At 72.5% G+C, this 21,624-nt stretch carries 22 protein-coding genes and 1 pseudogene; 17 read left to right on the top strand and 6 right to left on the bottom strand.

The genetic code is table 11. The annotated features are described in order from the left end of the window. The first annotated feature begins 7 nt into the window (after nt 1-7). The 7 genes and pseudogenes from ABZ795_RS08600 to ABZ795_RS08570 all read left to right on the top strand — a co-directional run. Nucleotides 8-310 carry a DUF167 domain-containing protein gene (locus ABZ795_RS08600; RefSeq protein WP_327024856.1) on the top strand — a complete coding sequence of 101 codons (303 nt, stop codon included), beginning with the start codon at nt 8-10 and terminating at the stop codon, nt 308-310. 329 nt (nt 311-639) lie between these two features. Continuing rightward, nucleotides 640-1,059 carry a TraR/DksA C4-type zinc finger protein gene (locus tag ABZ795_RS08595; protein ID WP_327024858.1) on the top strand — a complete coding sequence of 140 codons (420 nt, stop codon included), beginning with the start codon at nt 640-642 and terminating at the stop codon, nt 1,057-1,059. Between the two features lie 68 nt (nt 1,060-1,127). Next, nucleotides 1,128-1,763 (top strand): signal peptidase II, encoded by a 636-nt coding sequence (lspA, locus tag ABZ795_RS08590; protein WP_327024859.1) that lies wholly within the window; start codon nt 1,128-1,130, stop codon nt 1,761-1,763. Next, nucleotides 1,760-2,704 (top strand): RluA family pseudouridine synthase, encoded by a 945-nt coding sequence (locus ABZ795_RS08585; protein WP_327024860.1) that lies wholly within the window; start codon nt 1,760-1,762, stop codon nt 2,702-2,704. The genes lspA and ABZ795_RS08585 overlap by 4 nt, the downstream gene beginning before the upstream one ends. 42 nt (nt 2,705-2,746) lie before the next feature. Beyond that, the gene (locus tag ABZ795_RS08580) at nt 2,747-3,784 is read left to right on the top strand and encodes a hypothetical protein (protein WP_357529831.1); all 1,038 of its coding nucleotides are present in this window, start codon (nt 2,747-2,749) and stop codon (nt 3,782-3,784) included. Between the two features lie 96 nt (nt 3,785-3,880). Further along, the gene (locus ABZ795_RS08575; protein ID WP_357529830.1) at nt 3,881-5,344 is read left to right on the top strand and encodes an AAA family ATPase; all 1,464 of its coding nucleotides are present in this window, start codon (nt 3,881-3,883) and stop codon (nt 5,342-5,344) included. A gap of 49 nt (nt 5,345-5,393) precedes the next feature. Beyond that, nucleotides 5,394-6,176: pseudogene (locus ABZ795_RS08570) on the top strand (DUF2567 domain-containing protein); the annotation flags it as partial. A 136-nt stretch (nt 6,177-6,312) separates the two neighbouring features. On the opposite strand, the gene ABZ795_RS08565 reads toward ABZ795_RS08570, so the two are convergent. After that, nucleotides 6,313-7,014: an LON peptidase substrate-binding domain-containing protein gene (locus tag ABZ795_RS08565; protein WP_327024864.1), complete on the bottom strand. Its 702-nt coding sequence runs from the start codon at nt 7,012-7,014 to the stop codon at nt 6,313-6,315. A gap of 106 nt (nt 7,015-7,120) precedes the next feature. On the opposite strand from ABZ795_RS08565, the gene hisD reads away from it, so the two are divergent. The 8 genes from hisD to hisF all read left to right on the top strand — a co-directional run bounded on the left by hisD (nt 7,121) and on the right by hisF (nt 13,026). Beyond that, on the top strand, nt 7,121-8,440 hold the full coding sequence (gene hisD / locus ABZ795_RS08560; protein ID WP_357529829.1) for a histidinol dehydrogenase: 1,320 nt from the start codon (nt 7,121-7,123) through the stop codon (nt 8,438-8,440). Further along, nucleotides 8,437-9,549 (top strand): histidinol-phosphate transaminase, encoded by a 1,113-nt coding sequence (locus ABZ795_RS08555; protein ID WP_357529828.1) that lies wholly within the window; start codon nt 8,437-8,439, stop codon nt 9,547-9,549. Before hisD ends, ABZ795_RS08555 begins: the two co-directional genes overlap by 4 nt. Next, nucleotides 9,549-10,160: an imidazoleglycerol-phosphate dehydratase HisB gene (gene hisB, locus ABZ795_RS08550; protein WP_327027035.1), complete on the top strand. Its 612-nt coding sequence runs from the start codon at nt 9,549-9,551 to the stop codon at nt 10,158-10,160. Before ABZ795_RS08555 ends, hisB begins: the two co-directional genes overlap by 1 nt. 34 nt (nt 10,161-10,194) lie before the next feature. Further along, entirely contained in the window at nt 10,195-10,368 is a 174-nt protein-coding gene (locus tag ABZ795_RS08545) for a hypothetical protein (RefSeq protein WP_013735064.1), read from the top strand. After that, on the top strand, nt 10,365-11,018 hold the full coding sequence (gene hisH / locus ABZ795_RS08540; RefSeq protein WP_327024868.1) for an imidazole glycerol phosphate synthase subunit HisH: 654 nt from the start codon (nt 10,365-10,367) through the stop codon (nt 11,016-11,018). Before ABZ795_RS08545 ends, hisH begins: the two co-directional genes overlap by 4 nt. 48 nt (nt 11,019-11,066) lie before the next feature. After that, nucleotides 11,067-11,390: a hypothetical protein gene (locus tag ABZ795_RS08535; RefSeq protein WP_327024869.1), complete on the top strand. Its 324-nt coding sequence runs from the start codon at nt 11,067-11,069 to the stop codon at nt 11,388-11,390. A gap of 20 nt (nt 11,391-11,410) precedes the next feature. Beyond that, nucleotides 11,411-12,136, top strand: coding sequence for a bifunctional 1-(5-phosphoribosyl)-5-((5-phosphoribosylamino)methylideneamino)imidazole-4-carboxamide isomerase/phosphoribosylanthranilate isomerase PriA (gene priA / locus ABZ795_RS08530; RefSeq protein WP_327024870.1), 726 nt, complete (start codon nt 11,411-11,413; stop codon nt 12,134-12,136). Between the two features lie 122 nt (nt 12,137-12,258). Then, complete coding sequence (gene hisF, locus ABZ795_RS08525; RefSeq protein ID WP_357529827.1) at nt 12,259-13,026, top strand: imidazole glycerol phosphate synthase subunit HisF; 768 nt, start codon at nt 12,259-12,261, stop codon at nt 13,024-13,026. 77 nt (nt 13,027-13,103) lie between these two features. Here the strand turns inward: hisF and ABZ795_RS08520 are convergent, their stop codons facing one another. Both ABZ795_RS08520 and ABZ795_RS08515 read right to left on the bottom strand, forming a co-directional pair. Next, a complete protein-coding gene (locus ABZ795_RS08520) occupies nt 13,104-13,565 on the bottom strand; it encodes a hypothetical protein (RefSeq protein ID WP_327024873.1) in 462 nt (153 codons plus the stop codon). A gap of 144 nt (nt 13,566-13,709) precedes the next feature. Then, complete coding sequence (locus tag ABZ795_RS08515) at nt 13,710-14,363, bottom strand: hypothetical protein (protein WP_357529826.1); 654 nt, start codon at nt 14,361-14,363, stop codon at nt 13,710-13,712. 58 nt (nt 14,364-14,421) lie between these two features. On the opposite strand from ABZ795_RS08515, the gene ABZ795_RS08510 reads away from it, so the two are divergent. Then, entirely contained in the window at nt 14,422-15,879 is a 1,458-nt protein-coding gene (locus ABZ795_RS08510; protein ID WP_327024875.1) for a PLP-dependent aminotransferase family protein, read from the top strand. Between the two features lie 70 nt (nt 15,880-15,949). Here the strand turns inward: ABZ795_RS08510 and ABZ795_RS08505 are convergent, their stop codons facing one another. The 3 genes from ABZ795_RS08505 to ABZ795_RS08495 form a co-directional block, all read right to left on the bottom strand. After that, on the bottom strand, nt 15,950-17,773 hold the full coding sequence (locus ABZ795_RS08505) for a long-chain fatty acid--CoA ligase (protein ID WP_327024876.1): 1,824 nt from the start codon (nt 17,771-17,773) through the stop codon (nt 15,950-15,952). Between the two features lie 136 nt (nt 17,774-17,909). Beyond that, complete coding sequence (locus ABZ795_RS08500) at nt 17,910-18,842, bottom strand: terpene synthase (protein ID WP_327024877.1); 933 nt, start codon at nt 18,840-18,842, stop codon at nt 17,910-17,912. A gap of 125 nt (nt 18,843-18,967) precedes the next feature. After that, complete coding sequence (locus ABZ795_RS08495) at nt 18,968-19,597, bottom strand: TIGR03085 family metal-binding protein (RefSeq protein WP_327024878.1); 630 nt, start codon at nt 19,595-19,597, stop codon at nt 18,968-18,970. A 160-nt stretch (nt 19,598-19,757) separates the two neighbouring features. On the opposite strand from ABZ795_RS08495, the gene ABZ795_RS08490 reads away from it, so the two are divergent. Further along, nucleotides 19,758-21,623 (top strand): ABC transporter ATP-binding protein, encoded by a 1,866-nt coding sequence (locus ABZ795_RS08490; protein ID WP_357529825.1) that lies wholly within the window; start codon nt 19,758-19,760, stop codon nt 21,621-21,623. Nucleotide 21,624 lies beyond the last annotated feature (1 nt).

Genomic DNA, 21,624 nt, shown 5'->3' with positions numbered 1-21,624 from the left:
CGAGCCGATGACCGCCGAGGCGCTGACGGTCGCCGTCCGGGTCAAGCCGGGGGCCTCCCGGGCCCGGGTGGGTGGCCGCTACGACGGCCCCCACGGGCCCGCTCTGGTGATCGCGGTCAACGCTCCCGCGGTCGACGGCCGGGCCACCGAGGCCGCCCGTCGTGCCCTGGCCGAGGCCCTCGGTGTCCGCCCGGCCGCGGTGTCCCTACGCACCGGCGCGGCCAGCCGCGACAAACTCTTCGTGATCGACCCCGCCCCCACCGACCTCCCGGCCAACCTCCACCGCCTCCTCAACCCCCCACCTCACTGACCACCCCGGCCACCCGTGTTGATCAAGAGGTTTGCGTCGCGGAATCGCCGGATCCAGACGCCAACTTCTTGATCAACTCGGCGGAGGGCGGGGGTTGGGGGTGGGGGTCTGCTAGCGTTCGCTGTGCTTCGTTCCCGTACGGATCGGGGTGGAACGGGCAATTCGGTGCGGCACGTTGTCGGACGACCTTACGTTCCGTATCCTTGCGAATCTCCGGAGTGCGCGGCCAGTGGGCCGCGCGCCCGTTTTGTACCTGGGGTGGCCGATGCCGGCGGCCTCAGTCCAGGGGCGCCGCGGACCTCCGCGGTTCCGTGGCATAGGGAGTGATGATGGCCAAACCAGCCGACACCAGGACCGCCGGTCGTAAGCCCGCGATGACGTCCACCCGCAGTGCCGCGGAGACCGAGAAGATCCGCGCCGCCCTGGCAGCACGGCACGACGAGCTGCGCGCCGAGTACGATCAGACGCTGAGCGAGATCACCGAGCTGCAGCGCGACCGCCTCACCGACTCGGCCGGGGACGACCAGGCCGACACCGGCACGAAGACGTTCGAGCGGGAGCAGGAGATCTCTCTCGCCAACAGCATCTTGGAACGGATCACGCAGGTCGAGCGGGCTCTGGAGCGCCTCGACGAAGGTGGTTACGGCTGGTGCGAGCGGTGCGGCAACCCCATCCCGGTGGAGCGGCTCGCCGCCTTCCCGTCGGCCACCCTCTGTGTGACCTGCAAACAGCTGGCGGAGCGACGCTGACGGCGGGCTCCCCGGCGCTGGTGCACGGCGGTGCCACGGCACCGCCGTGATACGTCGATGGGGAGCAGATGAGCGCAGTACCGTCCGCAGGATCCGGCACCGCCGAGCCGGGCACCGCCACGAGATCGCGGCGTAGACCCGTAGCGATCCTGCTCGGCCTGGCGACCTTCGCGTTCGCGGTCGACCTGCTCACCAAGCACCTGGCGCTGGCCGAGCTGAGCGACCGGGAGCCGGTGCGGCTGCTCGGGGGTGCCCTCTATCTCTCCCTGACCCGCAACAGCGGGGCCGCGTGGAGCATCGGCAAGGACTACACCTGGGTCTTCCCGCTGATCGCGATCGGGGTGCTGGCCTGGATCGGCTGGATGGGGAAGACCCTGCGGTCGGTGCCCTGGGCCATCTCCCTCGGCCTGGTGGTCGGCGGCGTCACCGGTAACCTGATCGACCGGATCTTCCGGGCCCCGGGCTGGTTCGTCGGCCACGTGGTCGACATGATCAGCGTGTTCGACCCGTACGGCCGGGTTTTTCCGATCTTCAACATCGCGGACAGTGCCCTGGTCTGCGGCGTGGTCCTAGCCGTTTGGCTGGAGTTCACCGGCCGCCAGCGTGACGGCACCCGGCTGGTCGGCGACGACCGCAAGGCTGCCGAACGCGCGCCGGAACCGACGGCGCAGACCACGGACGACGAGCGGCGGGAGCCGGCATGACGACGACCTTCTCCGCCGGTGGCGACCACCGCAGCCTGCCCGTCCCGGACGGCCTGGACGGAATGCGACTGGACCAGGCGGTGGCCCGGCTGTTCGGGCTGTCCCGGACGACCGCCGCCGCCCTCGTCGACGCCGGGGAGGCCTTGGTCGACGGCGCGGTACGCCCCAACTCGCACAAGGTCCGGGCCGGGGCCTGGCTCGAGGTGACCCTGCCCGCGCCGGTCGCGGCGCCGATCGTGGTGCCGCAGGCGGTACCGGGCCTGCGGGTGGTCTACGCCGACGACGACATCGTGGTGGTCGACAAGCCGGTCGGGGTGGCCGCCCACCCCAGCCCCGGCTGGCGGGGCCCGACCGTGATCGGCGGACTGGCCGCCATCGGCCACACCATCGCCACCAGCGGCGCCGCCGAGCGCCAGGGGGTGGTGCACCGGCTCGACGTCGGCACCACCGGGATCATGGTGGTGGCCAAGAGCGAGCAGGCGTACAGCTTCCTCAAACGGGCCTTCAAGTACCGCGAGGTGGAGAAGCGCTACCACGCCGTGGTGCAGGGGCACCTGGATCCGCTGCGCGGCACCATCGACGCCCCGATCGACCGCCACCCCCATCACGACTACCGCTGGGCGGTGGTCTCCGGCGGCAAGCCGAGCATCACCCACTACGACACCATCGAGGCGTTTCCCTCGGCCAGCCTGGTCGACGTGCAGTTGGAAACCGGTCGTACCCACCAGATCCGGGTGCACTTCTCCACCCTGCGGCACCCCTGCGTGGGTGACCTGACGTACGGCGCGGACCCGACTCTTTCCGCCCGGCTCAAGCTGGATCGGCAGTGGTTGCACGCCAGAGAGTTGAGTTTCGAGCACCCCCGTACGGGGGACGAGGTCCGCTTCGTCAGCGACTACCCTGACGATCTGGGGCGCGCGCTGGAGATTCTCCGCGACTGACACGTCCCGCCCGTCCCGACCGATCCGACGAGGGGACCGCCTGTGCGTGCCGGCGATCTGCTGCGGCAGCTGGACCAGCGGCTGCTGCCCCGCCTCGCCGCCATGTTGAGACGGCTGGACCAGGGGCCGGCCCGCAACTCGCTGCTCAGCTGGGTGGCGGTGCTGTCCTGCGGTGCCGTGCTGTTCACCGCGGTGTTCGCCACCGGGGGCCCGCCGTTGTCCGACCGCACGGTCGGCGAGGTGACCCGGGTGGGCATCGCCGACGGCGACTCGATCCCCAGCTACGAGCGGACGGCCGCGGCGGACCTGGCCGGCCTGGCCCGCCGCACGCCCCTGGCCGACGGCACCTACGCCCTGGTCTCCCTGTCGGAGTACGTCACCCCGCAGTCGCTGGCGACGGTGGTCGGCGATGTCGGGGTCTCCGTGGTGTTCGGCCGGGTGCCGCTGCCGGACCGGCAGACCGAGATCGTGCGCATTCCCGCCCAGCGGCTGCCCGAGGACGTCACGGCCGGGATGACGGACCTGGCCGAACGCAAGGAGCGGGAGGCCGCGGACTACCGGTCGCGGGCTGCCGCCCTGGGCGGCGGTGGGCCGCAGGAACGCGAGCTGCGTCAGCTCTACGTCAGTGGGGCGCGCCTGGCGGAGCGGGAGGCGGCCGCCTACCGGGAGAGCTGCGCCTGCGTCTACGCCGTCGTGGTCCGGGCCAAGCCGTCCGTGCTGCGGGGGGTGGCGACCCGTCCGGGGGTACGGGTGGTCGATCCCGCCCCGGAGGTCCGGCGACTGGAACGGACGGTGTTCACCCCGCCGCTGCCCGAGCAGCGCGACGTGGCCCGACCCCCGGTCGATCGGGAGACGCTGTCCAGCCCCACGCCCAACCCGAAGTACCCGCTGCCGTCCTGGACTCCGGTACCCGAGGAGGCACCGGCCACGCCGGAAGTGACGGATTCGTCACCTTCGCCGACGCCCTCCCGGACCCCGCCGGTGTACGCGCCCCCCTCGGCCACTCCCACCTCGACGGATTCCTTCCGCGAGGGTGAGACGGACCTACAGGTGGTGGACGGTCCGGAGCCGACACCGTGACAGTTGAGGCCATATCGGTGGGTGTCCCGGTGTGGCCTCAGGACGGTTTCGTTCGTAGCCTGTCAGACGGAGACCGAGGCGCTGGGGAGGCGAGCCGTGGACGGCAGCGAGACCGGTTGGGGACGGCCCGCCGAGCCGGCACCGCGGTGGCGGGCCCTGCTCGACCGAGCCCGCCTCGGCGGTCGCGGCGCTGAGCAGGCAACCAACGAGCGACAGGCCGACGAGCCACCGCCCCCACCGCCGCCGACCGAGCCGCTGCCGCGTCGGGCGTCGGGCTCCGGCTACTCGGGGCGGGCCTCGGCCACCGCCCAGCCGCCGGATCGGGCGTACGGTGCCGACCCGGGTTACCGCCCGGAGCCCGGCTACCGGCTCGACGCCCCTGGACCGGCACCCAGGTACCGCGGCCACCCCGGATATCCGCCGGAGCCGGTGGCCCACCCGCCGGAACCGGCCTACCCCCAGGTGCCGGAGCCACGTCGACCGGAGCCGGTGGAGTCCCGGTATACCCTGCTGGACAACGGGTACCGGCACGCCGCCCCGCCGATGGACTCCCGCTACGCCCTGCTGGACAACGGCGGCTACCAGCCGCCCGGCCCGCCCCAGGGGCCGCCTGCCGGCCTCGGCGCACCTCCCGCACCCCCGGCCGGGCTCCCCGCCCCGCCCGCCCCGCCCGGGCCTGTCGCGGCGGTCGCCTCGGCCGCGGTGGCCGGGCGCCCCGGGCGGATCGAGTGGCGGGCGCAGAGCATCGAGAACGAGTTGGAACGCGCCGCCACGGTGCTGCGCAAGGACCTGGGCACCCCACGGGTGGTCGCCTTCGCCAACCCCAAGGGCGGGGTGCACAAGACCACCGCCACCGTGCTGGCGGCGGCGACCATCGGCAGCGTACGCGGCCGGGGGGTGCTGGCCTGGGACGACAACGAGTTACGCGGCACCCTCGGGTTACGCGCCGGCAGCGCCCGACACGCCCGGACCATCCGGCACCTGGTGGCCGATCTCGTCCAGATCGAGATCCGGGAGGGCAACGAGCTGCTGGAGGCGTTGGACGACTACCTGCGACACGCCTCCGACGGGTCCTACGACGTGCTGGCCGGTGAGGAGAGTCCGCGGTTCGCCCAGCGGCTGGACCAGTTCACCGTCAAACGGGTGCTGGAGCTGCTGCGGCGTACCCACGAGGTGATCTGCGTGGACACCGGCAACAACGTGGAGAGCCCGAACTGGCGTACGGTGATGCACGCCGCCGACCAGTTGGTGGTCACCACGGTGCCCCGGGAGGACGCCGCCTTCAGCGCCGACTGGATGCTCGACCTGCTGCACTCCGAGGGCATGGGCGAGCTGGCCGACAACGCGGTCACCCTGATCTCCTGTCCCACCCCGGGCCGACTGCCGTTGCAGAACGATCTGGAGAAGCACTTCGCCACCCGTACCCGGGCGGTGGCCGTGGTGCCCTACGACCCGGCCCTGGAGACCGGTTCCTCGATCGAGTATCACCAGCTGCAGGCCGAGACCCGGCAGGCCTGGATGCGGGCCGCCTCGGTGATGTTGGAGCCCTTCGCCCGCTGAGGCGACCACACCGTGTACACCGCGTCGAGGAAGCTGCGAGGATCATCGGGTGAGTCCGGAGACACCCGCCGTCGAACCGCCCGCACCGGCCGCCTCGGCTGAACCCCAGGCGCCCGCACCGGCCGCACCGCTCGCGTCGGTCGCCCCCCAGGCACCGGCCGACCCACCCCGCCGCGGCGTACGGGTGGGACTGGTGGCCGTGTTCGTACTGGCCCTGCTCGGGGTGCCGTTGGGGCTGCTGTGGGCGGTGATCTCCCCGGCCACCCCGGTGGTCAAGACCGCCAACGGCGCCGTCTACGGCGAGCCTCAGCCGGAGCAGCCGGTCGCCGCCGACGGCTGGTTCAGCCTGCTCGGCCTGGCCTTCGGGGTGCTCGCCGGGCTGGCCCTGTGGATCGTGCTGCGCCGCCGCCGGGGCCCCTTCGGGCTGGTCGTGGCGGTGGCCGGGGCGTTGGCCGCGGCGCTGGTCGCCTGGCAGGTCGGCCGCCGCATCGGGCTGGGCAGCTACGAACGTCTGCTGGCCACCGCACCGGAGGGCACCGCCTTCACCAAGCCGCCCGATCTGCGGGCCGGTGGAATCGAGATGGTCCTCGGGGTGCTACCCCTGCCGTACGGCAACCTGCTCCTGCCGGCCTTCGGCGCCGTCGTGACGTACACCATGCTGGCGGGCTGGTCCCAGTGGCCCTCGCTGCGCCCGGAGCCGGAGCCCGACCTGACCCTGCCGCCCGGCTACCCGCCCGGTGGACCCGGCCCCTGGCCGGCCGGGCCGGGCGCGGTGGGCGGCTATCCGCCACCGCCCGCTCCGGGCGCCTACCCGCCACCGCCCGCTCCGGGCGCCTACCCGCCACCGCCCGCTCCGGGCGCCTACCCGCCACCGCCCGCTCCGGGCGCCTACCCGCCACCGCCTGCCCCGGGCGGCCCGCCACCGCCATCCGGCGGGTTCGCGCCGGGGGCGCCGGCGGCCGGTGGGGTCAGTTCGGGGCCGGCGGGGGCTTGGCCAACTCCGCCAGCGGCACCGGAACCGCCCGCACCTGGCGCAGCAGAGCCGCCTCGCGGTTGAGCAGGGTCAGCTCGGCGCGCAGCCGGGCCGTGGTGTCGTCGATGGCGAGCAGGCGCTGCCGGTCCGCCACGGTCAGTGCGGCCGTCGCGGCCACCAGATGGGAGAGCACGGTAGGGTCCTCCGGCAGCTGCTCGGTCAGCTGACCGGCCTCGGTGCGCATCAGGCCGAGGTATTCCCGGAAGACCGCGATCACCCGGGAGGCCAGCAGGTTCGCCGCCTCGTCCGGGCCGGTCGGCTCGGGCAGCCAGCTCACCTCGGCGGTCAGGTAGGGCTCGGCCGCGTTGTCGAGCTGCTCGATCCGGAACCGGCGCCGTCCCACGGTGACGATGTCGAAACCACCGTCGGCCAACTCGGTGACCTGTCGTAGCTCCGCGCTGCAACCCACCTCGTGCAGGGTCAACTCCCCCCTGCCCGCGAGGACCCGGCCGGGGGCGGGGGCCACCTCCCAGCCGCTGCGGATGGCCACCACCCCGAACTCGCGTGGGGTGCCCTCGGGCTGGGCCATCAGGCGTCGGACCAGGGCACGGTAACGTTCCTCGAAGATGTGCAGTGGCAGCACCAGCCCGGGAAAGAGCACCGTGGCGAGCGGGAACACCGGCAGCCGTGCGTTCACGGAATCGAGGGTAGCCGCACCGGCGGGGTGACGAGTGTCCCGGCTCACCGTCCCGGCCTACGGGCGGCGCGGGTCGCCGCCTGACGGGCCGCCTAGACTCGCAGGGGTGTTGAACCGCATCGACCTGCGCGGCGGCGTGCCCGACCCGCGTGACCTGCTGCCTCGTGCCCAGCTCGACGTCTCCGTGGCGGTCGAGCAGATCCGTCCGCTCGTGACGGCGGTCCGTGAGCATGGTTACTCGGCGGTCCGCGAGGCCAGCGAGCGGTTCGACGGGGTGGCCCCGGAGGTGCTGCGGGTGCCCGTCGAGGCCATCGCGGCGGCGGAGAGCACCCTGGATCCGCAGGTACGGGCCGCGCTGCTGGAGGCGATCGCCCGGGTCCGCAAGGTGCACGCCGACCAGCGTCGTACCGATCACACCACCACTGTGGTGCCGGGCGGTACGGTCACCGAACGCTGGGTTCCGGTCGACCGGGTCGGCCTGTACGTCCCCGGCGGGCTGGCCATGTACCCCTCGACCGTGGTGATGAACGTGGTGCCCGCCCAGGAGGCCGGAGTCCGGTCCCTGGTGGTGGCCAGTCCGCCGCAGAAGGACAACGACGGGCTGCCCGATGCGCGGGTGCTGGCCGCCTGCGCCCTGCTGGGGGTCGACGAGGTCTACGCCGTCGGCGGCGCCCAGGCGGTGGCCATGCTGGCGTACGGCTGCGCGGTCGACGCCGCCGGCAGCGCGCACTGCGCACCGGTCGACATGATCACCGGTCCGGGCAACATCTGGGTCACCGCGGCCAAGCGGCTGCTGCGGGGTGTGGTCGGCATCGACGCCGAGGCGGGCCCGACCGAGATCGCCATCCTGGCCGACGACAGCGCCGACCCGGTGCATGTCGCCGCCGACCTGATCAGCCAGGCCGAGCACGACCCCCTGGCGGCCAGCGTGCTGGTCACCCCCTCGGTGGCCCTGGCCGACGCGGTGGACCGGGAACTGACCCGGCAGGTGCCGGCCACCAAGCACGCCGAGCGGGTCGACACCGCCCTGCACGGTCCGCAGAGCGGCATCGTGCTGGTCGACGACCTGGCGGCCGGGCTGCGGGTGGTCGACGCGTACGCGGCGGAGCACCTGGAGATCCAGACGGTCGACGCCCGGGAGTGGGCGATGCGGGTACGCAACGCCGGGGCGATCTTCGTGGGGGCGTACTCGCCGGTGTCCCTGGGTGACTACTGCGCCGGCTCCAACCACGTGCTGCCCACCGGCGGCTGTGCCCGGCACTCCTCGGGGTTGTCCGTGCAGTCCTTCCTGCGCGGCATCCACCTGGTGGAGTACACCGAGGCGGCGCTGCGGGAGGTCGCCCCGCACGTGGTCACCCTGGCCACCGTCGAGGATCTGCCGGCGCACGGCCAGGCGGTCAGCCTCCGCTTCCCGGAGATGTCATGACCCGGCTGGAGGACCTGCCGATCCGGGACGACCTGCGTGGCCGGTCGCCGTACGGCGCCCCGCAGCTGGACGTGCCGGTGCGGCTGAACACCAACGAGAACTCCTACCCGGTGCCCGAGGAGGTGGCCGAGGCGATCGCCAAGGCCGTCGCGGCCGAGGTGCGGGACCTCAACCGCTATCCGGATCGGGACGCGGTGGCGTTGCGCGCCGACCTGGCCGCCTACCTCGGTCACGGGCTGACCACCGAGGGGGTGTGGGCGGCCAACGGCTCCAACGAGATCCAGCAGCAACTGCTCCAGGCCTTCGGGGGTCCGGGGCGTACCGCCCTGGGGTTCGTCCCGGCGTACTCGATGCATCCGCTCCTGGCCTTGGGCACCGGCACCCGGTGGGTGCCGGCCCGCCGGGGGGTCGATTTCGGGCTGACCGTCGAGGAGGCCGTGGCCCAGGTCCGGGAACACCGACCGGACGTGGTCTTCCTCTGCTCGCCGAACAACCCCACCGGCACGGCCCTGGACCCGGCGGTGATCTCCGCGGTGCTGGAGGTCGCCCCCGGGATGGTCGTGGTCGACGAGGCGTACGCGGAGTTCGCCCGCCCGGGTACGGTCAGCGCCCTGGCGGTGCTGCCCGGTCACCCCCGGCTGGTGGTCACCCGCACGATGAGCAAGGCCTTCGGGTTCGCCGGTGGCCGGTTGGGCTACCTGGCGGCAGACCCGGCCGTGGTGGAGGCGGTGCAACTGGTCCGCCTGCCGTACCACCTCTCCGCGCTCACCCAGGCCGCGGCCCGGGCCGCCCTGGCCCACCGGGACGCCCTGCTCGGCACGGTCGCCGCGATCATGCAGCAGCGCGACCGGATCGTCACCGAGCTGCGTCGCCGTGGCCTGCGGGTGGCCGACAGTGACGCCAACTTCGTGTTGTACGCCGTCGACGGTGACCAGACCCTGGCCTGGCAGGCGATGCTCGATCATGGTGTGCTGGTCCGCGACGTCGGCCTGCCCGGCTGGCTGCGGGTGACCGCGGGCACCCCCGCCGAGACCGACGCCTTCCTGGCAGCCATCGATCAGATCCAGCGGGCGGGCCTGTCGGCCCCGCCGCGACCGAAAGGCACATGATGAGCCGGACCGCCCGGGTGGAGCGGATCACCAAGGAGACCAAGGTCCTGGTCGAGATCGACCTGGACGGCACCGGAGCGGCGGAGATCAGCACCGGGGTCGGCTTCTACGACCACATGCTGCACCAGATCGCCCGGCACGGCGGCTTCGACCTGACCGTCCAGACCGTGGGTGACCTGGAGATCGACGCCCACCACACGATGGAGGACACCGCGTTGGCGCTCGGCGCCGCGTTCGACCAGGCCCTGGGGGACAAGGCCGGCATCCGCCGGTACGGCTCGGCCACCGTCCCGATGGACGAGGTGCTGGTCCGGGCCGCCGTCGACCTGTCCGGTCGGCCGTACGTGGTGCACGACGAGCCGCTGCTGACCCCGTACATCGGGCCGGTCTACCCGACCAGCATGACCCGGCACATCTGGGAGTCCTTCGGCCAGGCGGCCCGGATCACCCTGCACGTGGACGTGCTGCGGGCGGCCCGTCCGGGGGGCCACCCGGACGCCCACCACGTGGTGGAGGCGCAGTTCAAGGCGGTGTCCCGGGCCCTGCGGGAGGCCACCGCGATCGATCCGCGCTCGGCCGGGGTCATCCCCAGCACGAAGGGTGCCCTGTGATGGCCGCCGGGCGGTACGGGCGGGGGTGGCGTCGATGAGCTCGATCCTGCCGACCCTGCTGCTGATCTTCGCCGGGGTGCTGGTGGGTGGGACCTGGTCCCTGCACCGGCAGGGCGCCCCGCGCGGGGCCGTCGTGGTCACCGCCCTGCTGGCGGTGCTGGCCACCGTGGCCGGGGTGCTGTGGCTGCTGCCCGGGGAGGGATCGTGACGGACCGCGACACCCCCCGGCCCCGGGTGGTGGTGCTCGACTACGGCTCGGGCAACCTGCGCTCCGCCGAGCGGGCCCTGGCCGCCGCCGGTGCCGAGGTCACCGTCACCGACGACCTGGCCGCCGCGGCCGACGCCGAAGGTCTGGTGGTGCCCGGGGTCGGTGCCTTCGCCGCCTGCATGGCCGGCATCGAGGCCCTGGGTGCCGGTCCGGTGATCGCCGGACGGGTAGCCGCCGGCCGTCCGGTGCTGGGCATCTGCGTGGGCATGCAGATCCTCTTCGAGTCCGGTGACGAACACGGGGTCGTCACCAAGGGACTGGGCCTGCTGCCCGGCAACGTCAGCCGGTTGCCGGCCGCCCGGCTGCCGCACATGGGCTGGAACACGGTCGAGCCGCCGGCCGGTTCGGTGCTGTTCGCCGGGTTGCCGACGGACAGTCGGTTCTACTTCGTCCACTCGTACGCCGTCTGCGACCCGGCCGCCCTGACCGCCGCCGGCGCTCGGGTGACCATCGCCCACCACGAGGCCGACTTCGTCGCCGCGGTGGAGCGGGGGCCGCTGTCGGCCGCCCAGTTCCACCCGGAGAAGTCCGCCGACACCGGCGCCATGTTGCTGCGCAACTGGCTGGCCACACTCCCCACCGATGGCTGAACCGAACGGCCCGGCGTGGCCGGGCGGCCGGGTGCGGCGGGGGGCCCGGTGAGCAAGGAGCGGGCCCGTCGCCGGGCGGCCCGGGAGGCCGAGGCGGCGCGCAGACGGGTGGCCCGGGAACGGGCCATGGCCCGCCGGGCCCGCCGCCGGGCGCTGGTCCGGCGGATGGTGCCCACGGTGCGACGTGGGCGTACGGGACGCCTGCTGCGCTACTCCCGGAGGGAACGGGCCACCATCGCGGCGCTGACCCTGGCGATGATCACCCTGATCTGGGTGCTCGTACCGGACCTGGCGCTGCGTGTCGTGTTGATCGTGCTGTTGCTGCTCGTACTGCCGGTGATCGTGGTGATCGCCCTGGATCGCCGTTCCTGACTCTGGAAGGACAAAGACACGTGAGCCTCACTCTGTTGCCCGCCGTGGACGTCGCCGACGGCCAGGCCGTCCGGCTCGTGCAGGGCGCCGCAGGCAGCGAGACCACCTACGGTGACCCGCTGGAGGCCGCCCTGGCCTGGCAGCGGGACGGCGCCGAGTGGATCCACCTGGTCGACCTGGACGCGGCCTTCGGCCGGGGCTCCAACGCCGGACTGCTGGCCGAGGTGGTGCGTCGGCTCGACGTGCAGGTGGAGTTGTCCGGTGGCATCCGCGACGACGCCTCACTGCGCGCCGCCCTGGCCACCGGTGCGGCCCGGGTGAACATCGGCACCGCCGCCCTGGAGGACCCCCAGTGGTGCGACCGGATCTGCGGCGAGTACGGCGACCGGGTGGCGATCGGGCTGGACGTGCGGGGACGCACCCTGGCGGCCCGGGGCTGGACCCGCGACGGCGGTGACCTGTACGAGGTGCTGGAGCGCCTGGACAAGGCCGGTGCCGCCCGGTACGTGGTCACCGACATCACCAAGGACGGCACCATGCGGGGGCCGAACCTGGACCTGCTGCGGGAGGTCTGCTCCCGTACCGACGCCCCGGTGATCGCCTCCGGGGGTGTCTCGACCCTGGACGACCTGCGGGCCCTGGCCACCCTGGAACCCATCGGAGTCGAGGGTGTGATCGCCGGAAAGGCCCTCTACGCCGGTGCCTTCACGGTCGCCCAGGCCCTCCAGACCCTGGCCGAGCAGTAGGGCGAGCAGTAAGGAAGGGCCCCTTGTTAACGCCTGCGGTAGAGCAGGGGACCCCGGTTAACACCGCCGGCGGCCTCGGACGGGGGCGCAGCGGGTCCGAGGCGCGACGAAAGGCTGATGTCATGACGGTGGCGGTACGGGTGATCCCCTGTCTCGACGTGGACGCGGGTCGGGTGGTCAAGGGGGTGAACTTCCTCGACCTGCGCGACGCCGGTGATCCGGTCGAGTTGGCGGCGGCCTACGATCGGGCGGGCGCGGACGAGTTGACCTTCCTGGACGTGACCGCCTCCTCCAGTGACCGGGGCACCATGCTGGACGTGGTGCGGCGTACGGCCGAGTCGGTCTTCATCCCGTTGACCGTCGGCGGTGGGGTACGCACGGTCGCCGACGTGGACACCCTGCTGCGCGCCGGAGCCGACAAGGTCGGGGTGAACACGGCCGCGATCGCCCGACCCGAGTTGATCGCCGAGATCGCCGACCGGTTCGGCCGGCAGGTGCTGGTGCTCTCCCTGGACGTACGACGGGCCCCGGCCGGCACCACCCCCAGCGGCTTCGAGGTCACCACCCACGGCGGCCGACGGGGCACCGGGCTGGACGCCGTGCAGTGGGCGCAGCGCGGCGCGGAGCTGGGCGCCGGGGAGATCCTGCTCAACTCCATGGACGCCGACGGCACCAAGGCGGGCTTCGACCTGGAGCTCATCGGGGCGGTCCGCCGGGTGGTCGAGGTTCCCGTGGTGGCCAGCGGCGGCGCGGGCGAGGTGGCCCACTTCCCACCGGCGATCGGTGCCGGCGCCGACGCGGTGCTGGCGGCCAGTGTCTTCCACTTCGGGGAGCTGACCGTGGGCCAGGTCAAGGACGCCCTGCGCACGGCCGGTCACCCGGTCCGCTGACCCTCGCCGTGGCTCAGGCACCCCGGCCGCTGGCCCTCGTGGGGCTCAGGCACCCGGCCCGCTGACCCCTCGCGGGCTCAGTTGCGGCCGGAATGCCCCTCCGGGGAACGGCGGGGCATCGGGATGGTCCGGACCAGATACTCCTGTACGGCGGCGGCGTGCTCGGCCTCGTCCAGGTGCCATTCGGCCGACCCCGGCGCGTGCCGGCGGCTGAGTACACTCTGCACGGTGTCGACCGTGGTGGCCAGCCCGGCGGTGGGCCGGGACCGCCACAGCCGTTCGCCGTCCGGGGTGATCCGGAACCAGCCGTCGGCGACATCGACCAGGCCGGCACCGAGCAGCCGCCGGATCGCCTCCTCGATGTCGTGCCGCTCCGGGATGCTCTGGTCAAGATGGTCGGCCGTGGACAGCACATCGGCCAGGCGTACGCCCTCCGGGCGGCGGGTGGTCGGGGACCGCCGGTGCCGTCCCGCACCGCTGGCGATCACCAGCGAGACGAAGATCCATGCATCCGTCCGGCGCCAGGCGTTCTCCCCCATGTGAGGATTCTGCCGTCCCACCCGGGGTCAAGAAAACACCACCCACCCAAGAGTTACGGGCGGTTATATGCGGGCCGGAAGGCAGGGCCGTGACCTCGGTGGTCACGGCCGATCGTCGACCAGGTTGATTGCTCTGAGTGACCGTCAGACGGTCGATGCCGTCTCGACCCGTGGTGGGGCCTCCCGTTGCGGCTCCGGCACGTCGCAGTGGGGTAGGAAGAGTTGCGTCAGCGGCCCGATGGCCAGGGCGTAGGCGACCGTGCCGATGCCGAGTTTCCCGCCGAGCAGCGCGCCCACGGCCAGTACCCCGATCTCCAGGACGGTGCGGACCAGGCGCAACGAGAGTCCCGGCCGGCGGGCGACGAAACCGGTCATCAGCCCGTCCCGTGGGCCGGGCCCGAGGCGGGCCCCGAGGTAGAGGGCGGTGGCCAGCCCGTTACCCACGATCCCGGCGGTCAGCAGGACGATCTGGACGGCGAGGTTCTCCACCGGCGGCAGCAGGGCCAGGGTCAGGTCGACCGTCAGGCCGACCACGAGCACATTGGCCACCGTGCCGAGGCCGGGACGTTCCCGCAGGGGGATCCAGGCCAGCAGGACCACCGCCCCCACGAGGATGACCACCGTGCCCATGCTCAGCCCGGTGAGCCGGGAAACCCCCTGGTGGAACACGTCCCAGGGGTTCAGGCCGAGTTCGGAACGGAGCATCATCGCCATGCTGGCTCCGTACAGCAGCAGGCCGACGAACAGTTGCACCAGCCGTCGCACCGGACGATGCCGCAGGTTGCCAATCAAAGTCACTCCTGCCACCCTAGTGGCCAATTGAGGGTCAGAAAGAGCCAATATCGGGGGGGCGGCCATGACCAGTCAGGTGCGCGGAGCCCAATTGGCCCGCCTGCTAGGGCAGTGGCATGCGTTGCCGGGCCGCCGACGCAGACCGGACTACGCCGCCCTGGCCGGTGCGGTACGCGGCCTGCTCGCGGACGGTCGGCTACCGCTGGGGGTACGGCTGCCGGCCGAGCGGGACCTGGCCGAGGCGCTGCAGATCAGCCGGACCACCGTCACGGCCGCCTACCGCGAACTGCGCGACAGCGGACACCTGGCCAGTCGGCGCGGTGCGGGCAGTTGGACGATGCTGCCCGGAACCCACCGGGTGGCCAGCAACGGCCTGTGGATCCCGCTGGACGACCGGGACATGCTCGATCTCGGGGTGGCGGCCCTGGCCGCACCACCGGAGCTGCTGCCGGCCGCCCGCGCGGCGGCCGAGGACCTGCCGCGCTACCTCGGGGGTGCCGGTTACCACCCGATCGGCATCATCGAGCTGCGGGAGGCGGTGGCCCAGGCGTACGCCGACCGGGGCCTGCCCACCTCACCGGATCAGATCATGGTCACCAACGGCACCCAGCACGCGCTGGATCTGGTGCTGCGCCTGGCCCTGGCCCCGGGTGGCAGCGTGCTGGTGGAGTCGCCGAGCTACCCCAACGCCCTGGCCGCCCTGGCCGCCCGGCGGGCCCGGATCACCACCCACGGCCTGGCCGCCGAGCTGAACGGCTGGGACGCCGACCTGCTGCTCGGCTCGCTGCGGCAGGTGCGTCCCCGGGTCGCGTACCTGATCCCCGACTTCCAGAATCCGACCGGTCACCTGATGTCGGCCGACCTGCGGGAGCGGCTGGTGGCCACCGCCCACGCGGTCGGCACCGACCTCGTCATCGACGAGTCCTTCGTGGACCTGTCGCTGGACGACTCCCCCCTGCCGCCGCCTACCGCCAGCTTCGACCGGCACTCCCGGGTGGTCAGCATCGGCGGGATGAGCAAGCCCTTCTGGGGTGGGCTGCGGATCGGCTGGATCCGCGCCTCCGCCCCACAGGTGCAGCGGCTGGCCGCAGCCCGGGTGGGGGTGGACATGGCGAGCCCGGTCCTGGACCAACTGGTCGCCGTACACCTGATGGCCGCCGCGCCGACCATCGTGGCCGCCCGGCGGGCCCAGTTGACCGCCCAGCGCGACGCCCTGCTCGGGGCCCTGGCGGCGCGGCTGCCGGAGTGGCGGGTCACCGTGCCCCGGGGTGGGGTGACCCTCTGGGCCGAGCTGGACGGGCCGATCTCCAGCGCCCTGGCGCGGGCGGCCGAGGAGGTCGGGGTACGCCTGGCCCCCGGTCCCCGGTTCGGCCTGGACGGCACCCTGGAGCGTTTCCTGCGACTGCCCTTCACCCTGCCCTCGGCCGACCTGGTCGAGGCGGTCGGGCGGCTCGCCGCGGTCCGCTACGACCTGGACCGGGGCGGGGCGCCCCGCTGGCGGGAACCCAGCGTCATCGCCTGAGCGGTCGGGAGGCAACGAGCGGGCCCCGCGCCCTGGGTGGGGTGCGGGGCCGGCTCGGAGCGGATCGCCGTCAGAGTTCGGCGACCGTGCCGGTGTACATCTTGTCGATCTCGGTGGAGAAGTTGCTCTCCACCCCGCGACGCTTGATCTTCAGGGACGGGGTGATCTCGCCGTCCTCGATGGTCAGGTCGCGCGGCAGGATGGTGACCTGCTTGATGGTCTCCCAGCGGTTGAGCTTGCTGTTGAGCTGGGCGACGTACTCCTCGACCATCGCCTTGGCCTCCGGCGAGGCGACGATCTCGGCGTACGGCCGACCCTCCAGGGGGGTGCCGGCCGCCCAGCCGACGATGGCGTCCGGGTCCAGGGTGACCAGCATGGTGCAGTAGTTGCGGGCCTGGCCGATGACCACCGCCTGCGAGGTGTACGGGCAGGTCGCCTTGAACATGCCCTCGATGTACGAGGGGGCGATGTACTTGCCGCCGGAGGTCTTGACCAGGTCCTTCTTCCGGTCGGTGATCCGCAGGTAGCCGTCGGCGTCGAGCTCGCCGATGTCACCGGTGCGGAAGAAGCCGTCTTCGGTGAAGGCGGCGGCGGTCTCCTCGGGCAGGTTGTGGTAGCCGCGCATCACCGGACGACCCTTGATCAGGATCTCCCCGTCGGTGTCGATGCGGCACTCCAGGTCACCCATCGCCTTGCCGACCGTGCCGATGCGCAGCCCGTTGGGCGGGTTGACGAAGTTGCCGGCGCTGGACTCGGTCAGCCCGTACCCCTCGGAGATGGGCAGGTTGGCGGCGGCGAAGAAGGTGGCGATCTCCGGGCTGAGCGGGGCGGCACCGGACACCAGTACCCGGATCCGGCCACCGAGGCGGGCCTGGAGCTTGCTGAAGACCAGCTTCTCGGCCAGCGAGTACTTGAACTTCAGGCCGCCGGGCAGGGGCTTGCCGGCCTGCTCCAGGGCGACCTTCTCCTTGCCGACCCCGACCGCCCAGGCGAAGATCTTCGCCTTGGCGCCACCGGCGTCCTGGGCGGTGGTCACCGACTTGTTGTAGACCTTCTCGAACACCCGGGGGGCACCGCACATCAGGGTCGGTCGGACCACCGAGAGCAGCTCGACCAGCTTGTCGACCCGGCCGTCGACATACGTCGGCAGGCCGACGTGGGTGGCCCCGCAGAGCAGGGTCTTGCCGAAGGAGTGCGACAGCGGCAGCCAGAGGTACTGGAGGTCGTCATTGCGCAGCAGACCGACCGCCTCCTGGGCTACACCCTCCCAGCACCAGCCACCGTGCAGCAGTTCGACCCCCTTGGGGCGGCCGGTGGTGCCGGAGGTGTAGATCAGGGTGGCCAGGTGGTCCGGGCCGATCTCGGAGACCAGGCGGTCGACCAGCTCCGGATCCTCGGCCAGCCGCTCGGCGCCCTGCTTCTCCAGCTGGGCGAGGGTGAGCTGGGGTACGGCAGCCGAGGGGTCGGGCTCCCCGTCGATGAGGATCACGTGGGTCAGCGCGGGCAGCTGGGCCCCGGCGATCTTCGCCGCCTGGCTGGGGTCCTCGGCGAACAGCACCTTGGAACCGGAGTCGGCGATGATGTAGGTCGCGTCGTCGGGCTCCGTGGTGGGGTAGACCGTGGTGGTGGCACCGCCGGCACACATGATGCCGAAATCGGCGATGACCCAGTCGAGCCGGGTGTTCGCCAGGATCGCCACCGGGTCTTCCTGGCCGACGCCCAGGCCGTGCAGACCGGCGGCGACCGCCTTGGCCCGCTCGGCGACCTGCGCCCAGGTCAGCCATACCGGGGAGTTGTCCGGGCCGGGACGACCGAAAGCCTGGCGGTCGGGGGTGGCCGCCACGCGCTTGAGGAACATGTCAGGAATGGAACGGTACGGTACATCGAGAGCCATCGCTGTAGCCGCCTTCGGGGGTGGAGGCGTGACCATCGTCACGTCGAGTGTTCGTTACCGAAGGGTATTGCCTGTGCGGGGAGTCGGCTAGCCCCGTCGATCATCCACCGGCCGGTTTCCGCTCCGGTCGGCCCGTTCAGGCGTAGCGCTGCGCTGCCAGGGACCAGTCGTAGGTCGCCCGGATCCAGTTCCGGCGGGTCGCCAACGCCGGCCGGACCGCCTCGCCGTGCTGCGCCAGCAGGTCGCTCTCCGTGGTCAGGTAGGTGCCGAGTTCCTCGTTGAAGCGGGCCGCCGCGGCTCGGATCGCCGCGGTCTCGTCGCCGGTCTCCCGGCTCAGGACGGTGACCAGGTTGTGCGCGTCCGGCCCGGCCCGATGCTCCTTGCGGTACGAGAAGACGTCGTTGCACCAGCAGATCAGGTTGGCCGCGAGTTGATCCAGGGCGGCCCACTGCGGGTCGGCCCGGTGCTCGGCCGAGGGGAAGCCGTCCAGGGCCAGGTCGGTCAGGGTGAGGCTGGGGAAGACCCCGCCGGTGTGCCGACGCATCTGCACGTACTCGTGCACCGGGGGCACCCGGTCGTGCTCCCGGTTGGCCGCCTCCCAGAGCAGGGCCAGCAGGTACTCCCGCATGGCCGAGGTGAACCGCAGCAACACGGCCGGCCGGTCGTGGGCGCGTACCCGGCGGCACAGGTCGGCCAGCGCCGCCCCCAACGCGCCGGCGGCCGGGTCGGCGTCCCGGCCACCCTGCTGATCCAGTACGTCCAGCAGGGCCGCCAGGGTGGGGGCCAGGCGGGTCGGATCGGCCCCCAGACCGTCCTCGTCGCAGGCGTCGTCCATCACGAACAGCCAGGAGATCAGGTCGGACAGCAGGCGCAGGCGATCACGGGGTGCCTGCGGGCAGGCCCGGCCGGCCAGCCCGGCAGCGTCCGCGCGACGCAACCGCTGTCCGTTACTGATCAGTCCCAGCCGCTGCGCCCAGCTCTCGCTCTCCTGCGCCAGCGCCTCGGTGTCCTGGTGCTGATCCGCGGTGAAGGGCGGTTCTCGCAGGACGGACAGCGCAAAGCTTCGCATCGAGTTTCCCTGTTCCTGTCGCCCCGGGCGGAGCGGCGCGGCAAGCGTACGGGAGGCTCGATCAACTCACGGTACGCACCAGATAACTATTCGGGTGTGGTCGGTGGCCGGTTCTGCACACCTAGCTAAAAGCCCAGCTTGGCCCCGCGCAGCCGGTCCGCCAGGGCCGTCGGGCCCTCGATCTCCACCCGGGCCACCCGCTGCCGACCGGACAGGAACAGGGTCAATTCGCCCGGGGGGCCGACCAGACGCACCGTTTCGCCGCCCTGGCCGGTGACGACCTCACCGTGCCCCGGTGCCTGCACGACCAGTCGGGCGGGGAAACGACGCAGCCGCAGGCGGGCCATCGTCGAGGTGCGCCGCCACAGGGTCTGGTCCAGCCCGGCCGGCAACTCGCGCGGCTGCCACTGCGGCTGGGCCCGGCGGACATCCTCGTGGTGGATGAAGAACTCCAGGGTGTTGGCCAGCTCGTCGGTCAGGGGGTTGCTCATCGGGCTCCACACCGGAGGGTTTCGCACCTGGTCGAGCAGGTCGGCCCAGTCGCCGGCCGCGACCTGCCGGCGGACCCGTTCGCCGCGATCCCGCAGCGGGGGCAACAGGATGCCGGCGGCGGCGTCCGGCCGACGTTCGCGGATCACCAGGTGGGCGGCGAGGTCACGCACCGTCCAACCCTCGTTGACGGTAGGGGCCTGCGGCCCCAGCGTGGACATCAGGTCGGCGAGCGCCTTGCGCTCCGATCGGGCGTACCGCGACATGACAGCGATGCTAGGCCCATTTCACCGACCCCGCCGGATGGGCCGTCGTGCCTGGTTGTCCCCGGAGGGTGACGTCGGACATATCACCGGGGGGTCGGCGGGGGGAGCGGACAACGGTAAGGATGAGAGAGGATATTGGCGGCTTACGGCGGGGGAGACAGTGGCGAGCGGGACTAGTCGGGATGTGCTGGGTCGTGGTCTGGCCGTCCTGGGGCGGGCCATCCGCGAGCAGCCGAGGATTTTCGCGGTCGCGGTCAGCGGCAGTGTGCTGTTCGGCGCGATGGTGGTGGCCAGCGCCTTCATCGTCGGCCGGGTGGTCGGCGAGGTGGTGGTCCCGGCGATCGAGAGCGGCTCGGTGGGGGTCAGCGCCCTGGCCATCGCGGCCACCGCCCTGTTCGGGCTCAGTGTGCTGCGGGTGGTCGGCATCTTCGGCCGACGACTCGGCGCCGGCTACATGCAGTACCGACTCCAGGCCGCCTATCGGCGCCGGGTCACCCGTCGCTACCTGGACCTGCCGCTGTCCTGGCACCACCGCAACGCCACCGGCACCCTGCTGTCCAACGCCAACTCCGACGTGGAGGCGGCCTGGCAGCCGATCGCTCCGCTGCCCTTCGCGGTCGGCACCCTGGTGATGCTGGTCGGGGCGGTGTCCTCACTCTTCTTCACCGACTGGGCGCTGGCGCTGGTCGGGCTGGCGGTCTTCCCGGCCCTGTTCGCGCTCAACGTGGCCTACTCCCGGCGGATGGCCCCGCGTCAGGCCCGTGCCCAGCGGCTGCGGGCCGAGGTCAGCGGGATCGCCCACGAGAGCTTCGACGGTGCCCTGGTGGTCAAGACCATGGGTCGGGAGAGCCAGGAGACCGCCCGGTTCGCCGACCGGGCCGGGCAACTGCGCGACGCCCTGATCTCCGTCGGGCGGCTGCGCGGCATCTTCGACCCGATGTTGGAGACCCTGCCCAGCCTCGGCACCCTGGCGGTGCTGGTGGTCGGGGCGTACCGCCTGCGTCAGGGGGCCATCGACGTCGCGGACCTGGTCAGCGTGGCCTTCCTGTTCACCGTGCTGGCCTTCCCGGTGCGGGCGATCGGCTGGGTGCTGGCCGAGTTGCCGCGCAGTGTCGCCGGGTGGGACCGGGTCAACCGGGTCCTGCAGGCCACCGGCGAGATGCCGTACGGCGACACCCGGCTGCCCTCCACGACCGCGCCGGCCTCGCTCACCTTCACCGAGGTCGGCTTCGCCTACGAACCCGCCGAGGCGCATCTGCCCGGGACGCAGGTGCTCGGCGAGGTCTCCTTCACGGTCGAGGCCGGCAAGACGGTGGCCCTGGTCGGGCCGACCGGGGCCGGCAAGTCCACCATCGCCTCGCTGGCCGTGCGACTGGTGGATCCGCTGTCCGGCACGGTCTGCCTGGACGGGGTGGACGTCCGGGAGTTGACCGCGGACTCCCTGGCCGCCAACGCGGCGCTGGTGGCCCAGGTGCCGTTCGTCTTCGACGACACCATCCGGGCCAACGTCTCCCTGGACCGGCCGGGTATCGACGACGAGGCGGTCTGGGCCGCGTTGCGGCTGGCCGAGGCCGACGGGTTCGTCGCCGCCCTGCCCGACGGGCTGGACACCATGGTCGGTGAGCGGGGCACCTCCCTCTCCGGCGGGCAGCGGCAGCGACTGACCCTGGCCCGGGCGCTGGCCGGGCGGCCCCGCCTGCTGGTGCTCGACGACGCGACCAGCGCGGTGGATCCCCGGGTGGAGGCGGCCATCCTGGCCGGGCTGCGCTCCTCGACCGGGGGTGGTCCCGGCGCCTCGATCCTGGTGGTGGCCTACCGCCGGGCCACCATCGCCCTGGCCGACGAGGTCATCTACCTGGAGCAGGGCCGGGTGATCGCGCGCGGCCCCCACTCGACCCTGCTGGCCACCGTGCCCGGCTACGTCGACCTGGTGACGGCCTACGAGCAGGCCGAGGTCGAGCAGCAGAGCGCGGCGGAGTACGACGAGGTCACCCCCCTGCCCACCGGCCTGGAGGTGGACCGGTGAG

It is taken from the genome of Micromonospora sp. NPDC047134, from assembly GCF_040643455.1.
Taxonomy (GTDB): Bacteria; Actinomycetota; Actinomycetes; order Mycobacteriales; family Micromonosporaceae; genus Micromonospora.
The sequence above is the reverse complement of the archived record's forward strand: the minus strand, read 5'-3'. Positions and strand labels throughout refer to the sequence as shown.